The organism is Streptomyces sp. 147326 (genome assembly GCF_045000215.1).
GTDB lineage: Bacteria > Actinomycetota > Actinomycetes > Streptomycetales > Streptomycetaceae > Streptomyces.
The window spans coordinates 7081278-7094579 of the sequence record NZ_CP134201.1 but is presented as its reverse complement, the minus strand read 5'-3'; the positions used below and the strand labels follow the sequence as shown (position 1 = coordinate 7094579).

Below are 13302 nucleotides of genomic sequence, written 5' to 3'. Positions count from 1 at the left end.
CCTCACACCTCCTGTCGGGCAGCGGTGGACGCGGCGACGGCGCCGGATTCGGCGAGGGCCGCGGGCTCCTCGGCCCGGGCGGCGGCGCAGGCGCGCTGCACGCCCCGTACGACGCTGTGGTAGCCGGTGCAGCGGCACAGGTTCCCGGTGAGCCATTCGCGGATCTCGGGCTCGGTGGGAGCCTCGCCGCCGGCGGTGGTGTCGACGAGTTCGCCGAGCGCCATGACCATGCCGGGGGTGCAGAAGCCGCACTGGGTGCCGTGCTCCTGGCGCAGTGCCTCCTGGAGTCCGGTCAGTTCGCCGCCCGGGGTGGTGACGCCCTCGATGGTGGCCACCTCGCTGCCGGCGGCCGAGGCGGTGAGGACCAGGCAGCTCTTGACGGACCTGCCGTCGAGCCGGACGACGCAGGAGCCGCACTGGCCGGTGTCGCAGCCGACCTTGGTGCCGGTCAGTCCGAGGCCGTCGCGGAGCCGTTCCACGAGCAGTTCGTTCGGCGGTGCCGAGAACTGCTCCGGTCTTCCGTTCACCTTCAGTGTGATATCCATGCCAGCGCCTGCGCTTCCGTGAGCGGCCGGTTGAAGAGGGGCCCGCCGGGCTGCTGGAGAATTCCTCCGGAGTGCAACGGGCCGGTGTCTACGGGGGCGAATCCCAGATCCGTGATGATTCCCGCGACGATTTCCTTCGCTTTCGCGTCGTCGCCCGCCGTGTAATGCGCCAGGCGTTCTCCGGATGCGGTGCCGGCGACGGCGAGGGTTTCGAAATGCATGGTGTTCAGGGATTTCACGACCTGGGCGCCCGGGTACCACTCGGCGACCAAGTCGCTGGAGCCGCGCCCGCCTCCCGCGGCGGGGGTGCCGGGGCCGCCGAACGCGTTGGTGGCGTCCACCAGCACCTTGTCCTGCACGACGCGCGGCGGGAGCAGCCCCCGGACGCCGTCGAAGGGCACCATCAGCACCAGGAGTTCGGCCTGGGCGGCGGCCTCGGCGGGGTGCGCCGCCGAGGCCGCCGCCCGTCCCAGCTCGGCCACGAGCGGGCCGAGGGTCTGCGGGCCCCGGGCGTTGGCGAGGACGACCTGGTGGCCCGCCGCCACCAGGATCCTGGCCAGGGTCGAGCCGATCCGCCCGGTGCCGATGATGCCTGTGCGCATTGCCGCTCCTTCGGGAGGGGACCTCAGTCCATGCCGATCCAGACCGACTTGGTCTGGGTGTAGCTCTCCAGCGACTCGGGTCCGCATTCGCGGCCGTAGCCGGAGGCCTTGTAGCCGCCGTAGGGCACGGAGGGGTCGTACTGGTTGTAGCAGTTGACCCAGACCGTGCCGGCCTTGATCTGCGAGGCGACCCGGTGGGCGCGCCGCAGGTCCTTGGTGTGGACGCCGGCGGCGAGGCCGTACGCGCTGTCGTTGGCGATGCGTACGGCGTCCTCCTCGGTGTCGAAGGGGATGATCGACAGGACCGGCCCGAAGATCTCCTCCTGGGCGATCCGCATCCCGTTGTCGACGCCGGTGAAGACGGTCGGCAGGAAGTACAGGCCCTGGCTGGAGGCCCCGTCGGGGGTCCAGCCGGTGCCGCCGGTGCGCAGCACCGCGCCTTCCTTCTCGCCGACCTCGATGTAGGAGCTGACCTTGTCGAACTGGCCGCGGTGGGCCAGCGGCCCGAAGAGGGTGGCCGGGTCGCGCGGGTCGCCGGGCTTGAGGGCGGCGGCCCGGCGGACGAGGCGTTCGACCATCTCGTCGTGGATGGGCCGGTGCAGGAGCAGCCGGGAGCCGGCCGTGCAGATCTCGCCCTTGTTGTAGTAGATGCCGAAGAAGGCGAGTTCCTCGGCGGCGTCGAGGTCGGCGTCGGCGAAGACGATGTTGGCGGACTTGCCGCCGAGCTCCATCGTCACCTTCTTCAGGGTGCCGGCCGCCTTGCGGATGATGGACTGGCCGACCGAGGTGGAGCCGGTGAAGGCGATCTTGTCGATGTCCGGGTGGTCGGTGAGGGTCTCCCCCAGTTCCACGCCGGGACCGGTGATCACGTTCAGTACGCCGTCCGGGATCTCCGCCTCCTGGAAGAGCTCGGCGATCTTCAGGGCAGTGAGCGGGGTGGCCGGGGAGGGCTTGTGGACCACCGTGTTGCCCGCCGCGAGGGCCGGCGCGATCTTCGTCATCGACAGCAGCAGCGGGAAGTTGAACGGGGTGATGGCGCAGACCACGCCCAGCGGTTCGCGCAGGGTGTAGGCGAGCTGTCCGCCGGCCGGGGCCCGCGAGGAGCCGTCGACGCGGGTCACGGCGCCGGCGTAGTAGTGCATGAGCTGAGCGGCCATGGGGGCGTCGACCGTGCTGGAGAAGGCGAACGGCTTGCCCATGTCCACGGTCTCCAGCAGGGCGATCTCCTCCAGGTCGCGCTCGATGAGCTCACCGACCCGGTTCAGCCGCAGCGCGCGTTCCTGGGCGGACAGTCTGCTCCACGGGCCTTCCTCGTACGCCTTGCGGGCGGCGGCGACGGCCGCGTCCGCGTCGGCGGCGGCGGCCTGGGCCACCGGCACGATCTCCTGCCCGTCCACGGGGCTGACGTCCGGTTCGGTACGGCCGTCCCGGGCGGGGACCCATCTGCCGCCGATGAACAGTTTCCCGGGGTTCGCGAGGGGCTGGCCGCTCAGCTCACGCTTGGTCATGGCTGCCTTCCGGTGTCGGGTGCGGGGCGGTACTAGCCCTTCGCGAGCTGCCGTAAGAAGGTCTCGGCGAGGGCCTTGGAGGAGTAGGGGTTCTGGCCGGTCGTCAGCTTGCGGTCCACGACCACGTGCGAGTCCCAGATCGCTTCGGCCTTCTCGTAGCGGGCGCCGAGCCGGGTGAGCTCCGCCTCCAGGATCAGCGGGAGCCGGCCCGCCATGTTGGTGACCAGTTCCTCGCTGTGCGAGAAGGCCGTCATCCGGTAGCCCTCGAACGGCCAGCGGCCTTCGCCGTCGCGCAGTGCGAGCAGCGAGGTGTGGCCGTGGCAGACGGTGGCGAGCGGCTTGTCCTGGGCGATGACCCAGCGCAGGATCTGCGTGAGCTCGTCGGACTTGGGCAGGTCGCCGATGGCGCCGTGGCCGCCGCTGACGTACACGCCGTCGTAGTCGGCGATGTCCTTCTCGGTGAGGTCCTCCAGCGCGAGGGGAGCTCTCAGCTGGGGGGTGTCCCCGATGACCCGGACGTACTCGGCGGCGTTGGCTGCGTCCTCGTCCGGCGAACCCTGGGGGCGGACCCACTGGAGGAACTGCGGGTCGATGCTCGTCTGGTCGACGGTGGGTGCCTGGCCACCGATCGTCGCCACGTCCACGGCGTGGCCGGCGGCCTTGAAGAGCTGATAGGGGACGACGAATTCCTCGGCCCAGAATCCCGAGGGATGCTGTTCGCCGTCCAGCAGGTGCAGTGTGGCCTTGGCCGTCATGACGACGAGAATCTTCATGATTCTCTCCTTGTTCTGGATTCGCTGCCGATTCAACACGCCCCCCGCAAGGGGCGTAAGGGGGAGGCGTCAGGCCCGCGATACTTCGTCACGTGCGTCCAACGCCGAGATGATGGTGCGGAATTCACCGACCAGGGGGTGGCCGGGGTGGGCGTCCGCGAAAATGCGTTCCCCGTACAGAGCCGCCATTTCCGGCGAGTACGGAAGGATTCCGGCCAGCGGTGCTCCGTAGACCTCCTCGGCGCGCCGCCGGGCCTTCTCCCGGTCGATGCCCTCGGGGGCCATGCTCAGCACCAGGATCCGCCGGCAGGTGAGGCGGCCGGCGAGGGCGATGGTCTCCTCGACCCCGGAGAGGTCGATGCGGTCCGCCCGGGCCATGATCATCAGTACGTCGGCGCTCGCCATGGCGGTCACCGACTCGTTGTTGAGTCCGGCGTGGGTGTCGAGCAGCAGCACGTCGAGCGCGTAGTGCTCGGCCAGCCGGTCGAAGCCCTCCGGCAGCAGCCCCACGTCGTAGCCGCTGGTCATGATCTCGCGCAGGGCGGCCGTCCCGGTCCGGGCCGGTACGACGTACAGCCCCCCCGGCCCCGATCCGAAACCGCCGCCCGCCTGCTGGGCGGTGGCCTCGATCTCGCAGCGGCCGAGGAGGTAGTCGGCGAGGGAGGCACCGGGTCCGAGCCGGAAGAGCAGGTCCAGGGTGGGTGACTGGATGTCGGTGTCCACCAGCCCCACCCGGCGTCCCCCGGCCGCGATCAGCAGCGCGAGGTTCGCCAGGACCGAGGACTTCCCGGTGCCACCGCGGTGCGAGTGCACCACGATGGTGCGGGCCACCTAGGCCACCACCTGGTGCCCGGCGCCGTCCGCGTGCGGCCCCCGCGCCGCGCGTGGCCGGTGCAGGGCCAGCATGGTGACGTCGTCGTGCTGTTCGGCGGTGCCGGTGTGCTCGCGCACCGCCAGGTCCATCCGGTCGACCACGTCCTTGCCGCTCACCAGAGGGCCGGCGAGCAGTTCCAGCATCCGTTCGTCGCCGAGGAAGCTGCCGTTCGGGCAGCGGGCCTCGGGCACTCCGTCGGTGAAGGCGAAGAGGGTGTCGCCCGGGTTCAGCTGGGCGTATCCGAGGGTGTAGACGCAGTCGGGCAGGACCCCGACGGCCGGGCCGGTGACGTCCAGGGTCCGGGGCGGGCTGCCGTCGGCGGGCAGCAGCAGGGGCGGGTTGTGGCCGCCGTTGATGTAGACGAGGCTGCCGGTGAGCGGGTCCAGCACCCCGAAGAACAGGGTGGCGAAGTAGCCCTGCCGCAGGTGGTTGCGGGTGAGGTAGCCGTTGGTGGCGGTGACCGCGTTGAGCAGCGGCGTGGCGCCGACGACCGGGATGCGCCGGCTGCCGCCGGCGCGTCCGGCGGCGACCAGGTGCTGCAGGCCGCTGTTCTGTGCGGTGTGCCGGAGCAGGGAGCGGATGAGCGCCATGAAGAGCGCGGCGCCGACCCCCTTGTCGCAGACGTCGGCGACGACGAACGCCAGCCGGCGGCCGCGGGATATCTCGAAGACGTCGTAGAAGTCCCCGGCGACCTGCCGGGCGGGCCGGAAGCGCACGTCGATCTCCCAGCCCGCCGGGACGGGCAGCGATTCGGGCAGGAAGCCCGCCTGGATCTCCCGGCCGATCTCCAGTTCCTTCTCGTAGCCCATGAGTTCGGCGCGGGCGTCGGCCTCCCGCAGGGTGCGGCCGAGTCCGGCGCGCTCCGAGCAGCTGTGCAGCCGGGCCCCGACGAGGGCGGGCAGGAAGGGCGGTACGAGGTAGTCGTGCCCGATCCGGACGTGTGCCTCCAGGGCGGCGAACTCCGTAACGGTCCAGACGACGACGATGGGGGCCCCGGCCCAGCGGCGCAGCCGGCGTACGGCCGTGCGGACGGACTCCCCGTCGGACTCGGCCGGGGCCAGCAGCACGTCGGCGACGGGCAGCAGTTCCAACGGGCCCGCGAGCAGCTCCGTCAGCGTACGGGTGACGAGTTCCGCGTCCATGATCCGCAGCGCCTGCAGGAGCTCGGGCGGCGGTGGCGGGTACGCGTCGAGGATGATCACGGTCGTGGAGGGCATCGGTCCGTCTCCTCAGCCTTCACAGTCAGCGTGCTGATGTTGCGGCCGGCCCGGTGCGCGTAGCTGAACTCGTCCACGCTGGTCAGCGCCAGGTGGATGCCGAGGCCACCGATCCGCCGGTCCTCCGGGGGGACCCCGGGGGCGGGCGGAAGGCGGCCTTCGACGGGGTCGAAGGCGGGTGCGGCGTCTTCGATGGTGATCTGCACCCCGCCCGGGCCGGAGCGGCCGCGGACGGTGATCCGTCCGTCGCCGCCCCGGTACCCGTGCATCACGATGTTCGTGGCCAGTTCGTCCACGGCCAGCCGGATGCGGTACGTGGCGCCCTTGCCCAGGCCCGCCCGGCCGGCCAGCCGCAGGACGAACGCGGCGATGTCGCCCAGTGCCCCCACCGTCGCGGGCACCTCCAGCAGGGAGGACGTCCTCGCCAGTTCGGCCATGTCAGTCACGGTGGTCACTCATCGGAGAGCACGATGCTGCGGTCGAGTCCGGCCGTCCGGATGGTCCGGGACACGGGCTCGATGGCACCGACCACCTTGATGGTGACGTTGTTCGCAACCTTCTGCTGGGCGAAGACCAGGGAGCGCAGTCCGGCGCTGGCCATGTAGCCGACGCCGGCCATCCTGATCTCGACGGTGCTGGTGCCGTGCCCGGCGGCCTTCTCGATGGTCTGGTGGAAGTCCGGCGCGGTCTTGGCGTCCAGCTCGCCCGTCAGCTCGATGACGGTGGTGTCGCCCTCGATGCTCAGGGACACGGAAAGCGGCATGTCAGGTCTCCTTCGGTCACAGCATCTCGGGATCATTGGTACGGCCCACCAGGATCACGACCGAGCGCGGGCCGATCAGGTACTTCCCGGCGTTGTCCAGTTCCTGCTCGCCGCCGGGGGTGCGGATGTCGTGCGGTGCCTCGGCCCCGGTGTCGGCGAACAGGTGCCAGCTCCGGCCTCCCGGCAGGGCGGGCAGTTCCAGGTCGTGCGACTCCCAGTGCGAGTTCATGGCCACGTACACCACGTCGTCGTCCCCGGTGCCGCAGCGGGCCACGGCGATCAGCCGGCTCTCGTCGGACCAGTCGGGCTGCCAGGCCCGCTCCCCGTGCCAGCTGATGTCCGGCAGGCCCAGGTTCTCGCGGACCTGGCCGGTGGGGTGGGCGGTGGAGCGCAGCTCGCGGTGGTGCTTGCGGAAGGCGATCATCTCCCGCGTGAACCGGAGCAGTTCGGCGTTCTGGTCGACCTGGTCCCAGTCGAACCAGGAGAGTTCGTTGTCCTGGCAGTACGTGTTGTTGTTGCCCTGCTGGCTGCGCGCGACCTCGTCCCCGGACAGCAGCATCGGGATGCCCTGGCTGGTGAAGAGGATGGCGATCGCGTTCTTCATCTGGCGCGTGCGCAGCGCGTTGATGCCGGGGTCGTCGGTGGGCCCCTCGGCGCCGCAGTTCCAGCTGTTGTTGTCGTTGGCGCCGTCGTTGTTGTTCTCGCCGTTGGCGTCGTTGTGCTTGTCGTTGTAGGAGACCAGGTCGGCGAGGGTGAAGCCGTCGTGCGCGGTCAGGAAGTTGACCGAGGCCGCGGTGCCGCGGCTGGAGTACAGGTCGGGCGAGCCGGCGATCCGGGTGGCCAGTTCTCCGGTGACCCCGGCGTCGCCCTTGAGGAAGCGGCGCACGGTGTCGCGGTACTTGCCGTTCCACTCCGCCCAGCGGCCGTACGCCGGGAAGTTGCCGACCTCGTAGAGGCCGCCGGCGTCCCAGGCCTCGGCGATGAGCTTGGTGTGCCGCAGGACCGGGTCGTAGGCGAGCAGTTCCAGCAGCGGCGGGTTGGGCAGCGGGGTGCCGTCCAGAGCCCGGCCGAGGATGGCCGCGAGGTCGAATCGGAAGCCGTCGATGTGGTAGTCGGCGACCCAGTGGCGCAGGCAGTCGAGCACGTAGTTGCGCACGACGGGGTGGTTGCAGTTGACGGTGTTGCCGGTGCCGCTGAAGTTGAAGTAGTACCCCTCGGGCGTGAGCATGTAGTACGTGGCGTTGTCGAGCCCCTTGAAGGAGATCGTCGGGCCCTGCTCGTTGCCCTCGGCGGTGTGGTTGAAAACGACGTCGAGGATGACCTCGATGCCGGCCGCGTGCAGGTCCTTGATCAGGGTGCGGAACTCGTCCCCCTGCATCCCGTACCGCCCGGTGGCCGCGTAGCCGGCCTTGGGCGCGAAGAAGGAGACGGTGTTGTAGCCCCAGTAGTCGAAGAGCCGCTCGCCCGTCTCCGGGTTGGAGCGCGGGTTGTCGCTCTCGTCGAACTCGAACACCGGCAGGAGCTCGATGCAGTTGATCCCGAGTTCCTTGAGGTACGGGATCTTCTCGCGCAGTCCGGCGAAGGTGCCGGGCGCGGTGACCTGCGCGTTGGGGTGCCGGGTGAAGCCGCGCACGTGGGCCTCGTAGACGACGAGGTCCTCGGCGGGGATGCCCAGCGGTGTGTCGTCGCCCCAGTCGAAGTCCTGGAGGCAGACGCGGGAGCGGTACTGGTAGCCGCGGCTGCGGTCCGGCTCCACGCCCCACACGTCACGGCCGGCGATCAGCCGGGCGTAGGGGTCGGAGAGGACCTGCCGGGCGTCGAAGCGGTGTCCGGTGACCGGGTCGTAGGGGCCGTCGGCCCGGTACCCGTACTCGATGTTCTCGTGGTCGAGGCCGAAGACGGTCATGGCGAACACGCTGCCGGTGCGGAATTCCTCGGGGAACTCCAGTTCGGCCATCGGTTCGGGCTCTCCGCGCTTGTAGATGACCAGGGTCATGGAGGTGGCCTGGTCGGAGAAGACGGAGAAGCTGACCCCGCCGGGGACCACGTTGGCCCCGAAGGGGAACGGTTTGCCCGCGCGGACGCGGTACCCGCCCACCTCGTGGGTCGGGTACGCGTCGACGCGCAGGACCTGCTCGGACCGGGTGTCGCTCATCGCGCGGCCTTGGCCTTGGCCTTGGCGGCCGCAGCGACGGCCTCGCCGGTCTCGAAGAAGTCGAGGAAGCCGGTGGCCGACATGACGAACCGGACTTCCTCGCTCACCCCGTAGAGGGTGACGGCGACGCCGGCGTGCTGCGCCTCGCGGTAGACGACGAGCAGGGTGCGCAGGCCCGCGCTGGAGACGTAGGTGACGGCCGTGAGGTCGATCTTCAGCGGCTTGCCCTCGCGGACGAGCGGCAGCAGGGCCTGGAGCAGCGAACCGGATGTCTCGCTGTTGATCTCGCCGGTGGCGACGAGCACGGTGCCCGTCTTGTTCCGGCGTTCCTTGACGTTGAGAGTCATTGCATTCCCCTCTGGTTGGGGCGCCCCCCGTTGAGCGCTACTTCTTGGCCACTGGACGCAGCCGCACCTTGACCTTCACCCGCCCCTGGACGTCGGGCAGCCGCACGGTGAGGGCGTCCGCGTCGAAGTCCGTGTAGGGCTTCTCGTCGATCTCCACGGACGCGATCCGCACCGAGCCGGCCGGGAGCAGGTCGGGCGAGACGCGCAGGACGCGGTCGGGCAGGTTGGTCGGGTCGGGCTGGAAGTGGAAGTCCATCTCCCGGCCGTTGATGAGCAGGTTGTTGTAGACGGCGGAGAGGTAGCAGAGCTCCGCCGAGTGGTACATGGACATCGAGTGGCTGCCCTTGAGGCGCTCGGTGCCGAGCAGGTACGGCGTACCGCTGGCGAGCACGTTGAAGTAGACGGCGCCCTCGTCGTGGTCGAGGAAGAAGGTGTTGTAGAAGGACTGCGCCTGCCGGGCCTCGCGCAGGTTCGCCTCGCCGCCGACCGTGCCGTTCAGGATGAGGTAGGCGAGGATCGCCTGCTCCTGCTGCCACCAGGCCTTGCGGTCGTGCCAGGCGAAACGATACGTCTCCTCGTCCCCGGACTTGATCCGCTCGACGACGTCGTACCAGCCGCCGCGCTGCACGTCGCTGCCGACCGCCGGCATGATCTCGCCGATCTTCTTGGCGAGGTCCTCGTACGCCGGCTTGGCCTTCAGCGAGTTCATCCGCATCAGGTTCCAGGCGATCTTCAGGTTGTGGCCGACGACCGCGCGGTTCTGCTGCCAGCTGTGGGCGGTGTCGTGCGACCAGTCGCGGAAGAAGCGCTCCTGGACGAAGGGGCTGTTCTTGTAGTCCGGGAACTTGTCCGCGATGGTGTCGAAGGTGTACTCGAGGAAGTCGGCGTACTTCTGCTCGCCCGTCGCCAGGTAGAGGTTGATCAGGTACGCGGGCGCGTGGTCACCGACCGAGTTCCAGTTCTTGCGCTCGGCGTTCTCGCCGAGGGACTCGTGGTCCGCGCTGAAGAGGATCGGGTCGATGTGCGAGTAGTAGCCGCCCTGCTCCGGGTCGAAGAAGAACTTGTCGAACAGCCGGATGGTGGCGTCCGCGTCGTTCTTGATCCGGACGTCGCCGGTGACCCGGTAGGTCTGGATGGGACCGGCCAGCGCGTAGATCTGCTCGTACATCGGGATCGCGTCGTAGTCGTCGGAGAACTCCGAGGTGAAGAGCTTGCGCTCGCTGTCCCCGTCGACGCTGATGCCGTGGTACCAGAAGACCACGTCCTCCTCGCTGTCCACGACCCGCATGTGCTTGCGCAGGTACTCGGTGCCGCGCTCGGCGACCTCCAGGTACTCGTCCTTGCCGGTCAGCAGGTAGGCCGAGGCCATGCCGTAGACCAGGCGGGAGATCGTGTCGGTCTCCTGGACGTGGCTGGCGGTCTTGTCACCGCCGAGCCGGATCTCGGTGCGGTACTCGGTGAAGTCCACCGGCCCGTCGCCGAACTGCGCCCGCTTGTAGAAGTCGGCCAGCGACTCGATCTGCTTGATCCACCAGCTGGGCTCCTCGAAGCGGTAGTCCTCGGCGCCGCGGCCCAGGAAGACCAGGCGCTTGGCGTCGAACCGCCCGCCGTGCTCCGGGTAGTGGACTCCGTAGACGAAGAGGAACCGGCCCGGCGAGAGCATCTCGTCGATGTGCCCGGAGGCGTCGATGTAGGGCTCGTCCAGGTTGCGGACCAGCTCGGCGCTGGGGTCGCCGGCGAGCGAGACGTCGAACCCGCGCCCGTCGGAGGTCTTCAGACGCAGCACGCGCGACCCGGAGTCGAAGCGTTCGACGTAGCCGGCGATGGTGTCGGAGAAGGAGAAGCTCACGGCATCCGCCATGTCAAGCACCGTCCTTGTCGTGAGAGCCCTCGTGAGAGCGGTCGTCCTCATATCCCTGGCTGACCTCGACGATCACCCCGTCGGGATCGCGGACCCACACGGTCCGCCACCCGCAGATGAAGTCGTCGAAGTCCAGCGGCCCCAGGGTCACTTCGGCCGTGTCGCCGAGCGATGCCAGGAACGCGTCCACGCTGTCGGTCTGGAAGGCCAGGTGGCGCATCCTGCCCGGGGCCTGCGGCCCGTCGTCGTGCGCCGGCCGGGCCGGCTCGGTGCCCGCAGCGAAGAGCTCCAGGTACGCGTCCCCCTTGCGCAGGAAGACGATCTTCGACTCCCCGAGGTCGACCACCCGGGCCCGGGAGAAGCCGAAGTAGCGGGTGTAGAACTCCTCGGTGGTCTTCTGGTCCACGCAGTTGAGGCCCACGTGCGACCAGACCAGGCCGGCCATCAGGCCGCCCCCCGGCCCCGTCCGGCCACGATCAGGTCGATGATCCGGCGGGCGAACAGGTGGTGGTGGGCGCCGGTGCGGCCGGTGACCAGGTCCCCGTCCACCACCACGTCCTCGTCGACGTACTGGCCGCCCATGTTCCGGACGTCCCCGATGAGGTTGTTGTGGCAGACCACCTTGCGGCCCCGCACCTTGTCCGGGATCGAGGCGGCCAGCCACATGCCGTGGCAGATGATCCCCTTGAGGACCGTCGGCTCCTCGAAGGCCCGGCGCAGCAGCTCCGTCGCCGGGGCCAGCTGGTCCACGTCCTCGGTGTAGCGCAGCCGGTCGGCCACCATGCCGGAGGGCACGATGACCGCCGCGTACCGGCGCAGCTCCTCGTCGCTCAGCCCCTCCAGGGACCGGTTCGCCGTGAAGGGCGCCCGGTACTCGTGCCCGGTGAAGGTGATGGAGTCGTTGCCCCACAGCCGGGTCAGGAAGTCGACCTCGGCGCCCTCCTCCGCGAACCGGTGCTGGTAGTAGAAGATCTCCGGCTCGTAGTAGTCGCTCTCGACCAGGACCGCGATCCGGGTCCCGGACAGCGCACCCTCGCGCAGCACGGCGTCAGGCACGGGACACCCCCCTCAGGAAGTCCGCCGCGCGCTCGGCGATCATCGCGATGGCGGTGTGGCAGTTGCCCGACGGGACCGCGGGCATCACGCTGGCGTCGACGACGCGCAGGTTCCGTACGCCGTGCACCCGCAGCTCCGGGTCGACGACGGAGAGGTCGTCGATGCCCATGCGGCAGGAGCCGGCCTGGTGGTGGTAGCTCTCCGACTTCTGCTTCACGAAGGTGCGCAGGTCGTCGTCGCTCACGTAGCCGGGTCCGGGCTGGAGCTCCTGCTTGTACCAGGGGGAGAAGGCGGAGGTCGCGAAGATCTCCCGGGCGGTCTTGACGCCCTGCACCATCCGTTCCAGGTCCCAGCGGTCGCCCAGGTAGTTCGGGTTGATCAGCGGGTGGGCCAGCGGGTCGGCGCTCGCGAGCCTGATCCAGCCGCGGGAGACCGGCCGTACGACACCGGGCAGGATGGACACCGTGTTGGGGTGGTCCTGGCCGACGATCACGTCGAAGGGCACGTGGACGAAGGCGATCTGGAGGTCGGGCGCGGGCAGTCCGGGCTGCGAGGACAGGAACAGAGCGCTCTCCGACAGGTTCTGCGCCGGCGGCGGGAGCTCCTGGGTGACCTCGGCCATCAGTCCGGTCAGGACGTGGTTGTGGAAGTTCTCGCCGACCCCGGGCAGGGCCGCGGTGACGTCGATGCCGTGCTCGCGCAGCTGCTCGGGGTGGCCGATGCCGGAGAGCAGCAGAAGCTTCGGGGACTCGATGGCCCCGGCGGCCACGATCACCTCCCGGCGGGCCCGTACGGTGTGCAGACCGGGCGCCCCGGCACTGCTGTGCGCGTCCCGGACGGTCCGGCCGGCGAACTCGGCGGGGGCCTGGAGCTGGGCGTACTCGACGCCCGTGCAGGTGTCCCCGTCGAAGAGCAGCCGGGTGCTCTGCGCGCTGGTGCGCAGGGTCAGGTTCGGCCGGCCGAGCGCGGGCTCCAGATAGGCGGCGAGGACGCCCTGGCGGCGCCCGTCGGCCACGTCGATGTGGTGCCAGCCGGTGCCGAAGAGGCCGCGCCGGGGCCCGTCGGTGTTGAAGTCGGCGATCTCCTCGTGGCCCAGCTCGACCGCTGCGTCGATGAAGGCGCGCGAGACCGGGTTGGGGCCGTGCCGCCCGGCGTTGGTGATCCGCTGCGGACCCCGGGTGCCGGTGGTGGCGGTGGTGACGTCCTCCTGGCCCTCCAGCAGGGCGAAGTACGGCAGCACGTCCTCGTGTGCCCAGCCCGCCGCGCCCTGGTAGGCCCAGTTGTCGAAGTCCGAGGCGTGGCCGCGGATGTGCATCATGATGTAGAGGTTGCTGCTGCCGCCGGGGGCCTTGCCGCGCGGTTCGTACGTGCGGCGGCCGTCCAGGCCGGGCTGCGGAGTGCTGGTGTAGCCCCAGTCCACGGGGCCGCCGAGGAGCTTGTACCAGGAGGACGGGTCGTCCACCTCGGGCGGGATCCGGGAGCCGCCCGCCTCCAGGACGAGGACGGAGACGTCCGGGTCCTCGGAGAGCCGGTTCGCGAGGACGCTGCCCGCGGTGCCGGATCCCACGACGACGTAGTCGTACTCTTCCACGCTCACGGGT

Annotated in this window: 14 protein-coding genes; all 14 read right to left on the bottom strand. The window is 69.9% G+C overall.

What is annotated here, in order from left to right; all coding sequences use genetic code 11:
• Window positions 1-2: 2 nt before the first annotated feature.
• Window positions 3-545 carry a (2Fe-2S)-binding protein gene (locus RIU97_RS32635; protein ID WP_404961120.1) on the bottom strand — a complete coding sequence of 181 codons (543 nt, stop codon included), beginning with the start codon at window positions 543-545 and terminating at the stop codon, window positions 3-5.
• Window positions 530-1147: an NADPH-dependent F420 reductase gene (locus RIU97_RS32630; protein WP_404961119.1), complete on the bottom strand. Its 618-nt coding sequence runs from the start codon at window positions 1145-1147 to the stop codon at window positions 530-532. The genes RIU97_RS32635 and RIU97_RS32630 overlap by 16 nt, the downstream gene beginning before the upstream one ends.
• A 23-nt stretch (window positions 1148-1170) precedes the next feature.
• Window positions 1171-2655: an aldehyde dehydrogenase family protein gene (locus tag RIU97_RS32625; RefSeq protein WP_404961118.1), complete on the bottom strand. Its 1485-nt coding sequence runs from the start codon at window positions 2653-2655 to the stop codon at window positions 1171-1173.
• 32 nt (window positions 2656-2687) lie between these two features.
• Window positions 2688-3428, bottom strand: a complete 741-nt coding sequence (locus tag RIU97_RS32620; protein WP_404961117.1) for a type 1 glutamine amidotransferase domain-containing protein — start codon at window positions 3426-3428, stop codon at window positions 2688-2690.
• A gap of 69 nt (window positions 3429-3497) precedes the next feature.
• Window positions 3498-4259 carry a P-loop NTPase gene (locus RIU97_RS32615; RefSeq protein WP_404961116.1) on the bottom strand — a complete coding sequence of 254 codons (762 nt, stop codon included), beginning with the start codon at window positions 4257-4259 and terminating at the stop codon, window positions 3498-3500.
• The gene (locus tag RIU97_RS32610; protein WP_404961115.1) at window positions 4260-5519 is read right to left on the bottom strand and encodes a PP2C family protein-serine/threonine phosphatase; all 1260 of its coding nucleotides are present in this window, start codon (window positions 5517-5519) and stop codon (window positions 4260-4262) included.
• Window positions 5501-5974, bottom strand: coding sequence for an ATP-binding protein (locus RIU97_RS32605; RefSeq protein ID WP_404961114.1), 474 nt, complete (start codon window positions 5972-5974; stop codon window positions 5501-5503). Before RIU97_RS32605 ends, RIU97_RS32610 begins: the two co-directional genes overlap by 19 nt.
• Complete coding sequence (locus tag RIU97_RS32600; RefSeq protein WP_215147958.1) at window positions 5971-6282, bottom strand: STAS domain-containing protein; 312 nt, start codon at window positions 6280-6282, stop codon at window positions 5971-5973. The genes RIU97_RS32605 and RIU97_RS32600 overlap by 4 nt, the downstream gene beginning before the upstream one ends.
• A gap of 16 nt (window positions 6283-6298) precedes the next feature.
• A complete protein-coding gene (gene glgX / locus RIU97_RS32595) occupies window positions 6299-8437 on the bottom strand; it encodes a glycogen debranching protein GlgX (protein ID WP_404961113.1) in 2139 nt (712 codons plus the stop codon).
• Complete coding sequence (locus RIU97_RS32590; RefSeq protein WP_030008823.1) at window positions 8434-8784, bottom strand: STAS domain-containing protein; 351 nt, start codon at window positions 8782-8784, stop codon at window positions 8434-8436. The genes glgX and RIU97_RS32590 overlap by 4 nt, the downstream gene beginning before the upstream one ends.
• Before the next feature lie 37 nt (window positions 8785-8821).
• The gene (locus tag RIU97_RS32585) at window positions 8822-10645 is read right to left on the bottom strand and encodes an AGE family epimerase/isomerase (protein WP_404961112.1); all 1824 of its coding nucleotides are present in this window, start codon (window positions 10643-10645) and stop codon (window positions 8822-8824) included.
• Between the two features lies 1 nt (window position 10646).
• A complete protein-coding gene (locus RIU97_RS32580; protein WP_404961111.1) occupies window positions 10647-11090 on the bottom strand; it encodes a VOC family protein in 444 nt (147 codons plus the stop codon).
• Window positions 11090-11701, bottom strand: coding sequence for a DJ-1/PfpI family protein (locus tag RIU97_RS32575; protein WP_404961110.1), 612 nt, complete (start codon window positions 11699-11701; stop codon window positions 11090-11092). The genes RIU97_RS32580 and RIU97_RS32575 overlap by 1 nt, the downstream gene beginning before the upstream one ends.
• Entirely contained in the window at window positions 11694-13298 is a 1605-nt protein-coding gene (locus tag RIU97_RS32570; RefSeq protein WP_404961109.1) for a GMC family oxidoreductase, read from the bottom strand. The genes RIU97_RS32575 and RIU97_RS32570 overlap by 8 nt, the downstream gene beginning before the upstream one ends.
• Window positions 13299-13302 lie beyond the last annotated feature (4 nt).

Bases quoted from the DNA above. Each gene is read 5' to 3' on its own strand.
- RIU97_RS32635 (WP_404961120.1), bottom strand. From the start codon at position 545: ATGGATATCACACTGAAGGTGAACGGAAGACCGGAGCAGTTCTCGGCA.
- RIU97_RS32630 (WP_404961119.1), bottom strand. From the start codon at position 1,147: ATGCGCACAGGCATCATCGGCACCGGGCGGATCGGCTCGACCCTGGCC.
- RIU97_RS32625 (WP_404961118.1), bottom strand. From the start codon at position 2,655: ATGACCAAGCGTGAGCTGAGCGGCCAGCCCCTCGCGAACCCCGGGAAA.
- RIU97_RS32620 (WP_404961117.1), bottom strand. From the start codon at position 3,428: ATGAAGATTCTCGTCGTCATGACGGCCAAGGCCACACTGCACCTGCTG.
- RIU97_RS32610 (WP_404961115.1), bottom strand. From the start codon at position 5,519: ATGCCCTCCACGACCGTGATCATCCTCGACGCGTACCCGCCACCGCCG.
- RIU97_RS32600 (WP_215147958.1), bottom strand. From the start codon at position 6,282: ATGCCGCTTTCCGTGTCCCTGAGCATCGAGGGCGACACCACCGTCATC.
- glgX (WP_404961113.1), bottom strand. From the start codon at position 8,437: ATGAGCGACACCCGGTCCGAGCAGGTCCTGCGCGTCGACGCGTACCCG.
- RIU97_RS32590 (WP_030008823.1), bottom strand. From the start codon at position 8,784: ATGACTCTCAACGTCAAGGAACGCCGGAACAAGACGGGCACCGTGCTC.
- RIU97_RS32585 (WP_404961112.1), bottom strand. From the start codon at position 10,645: ATGGCGGATGCCGTGAGCTTCTCCTTCTCCGACACCATCGCCGGCTAC.
- RIU97_RS32580 (WP_404961111.1), bottom strand. From the start codon at position 11,090: ATGGCCGGCCTGGTCTGGTCGCACGTGGGCCTCAACTGCGTGGACCAG.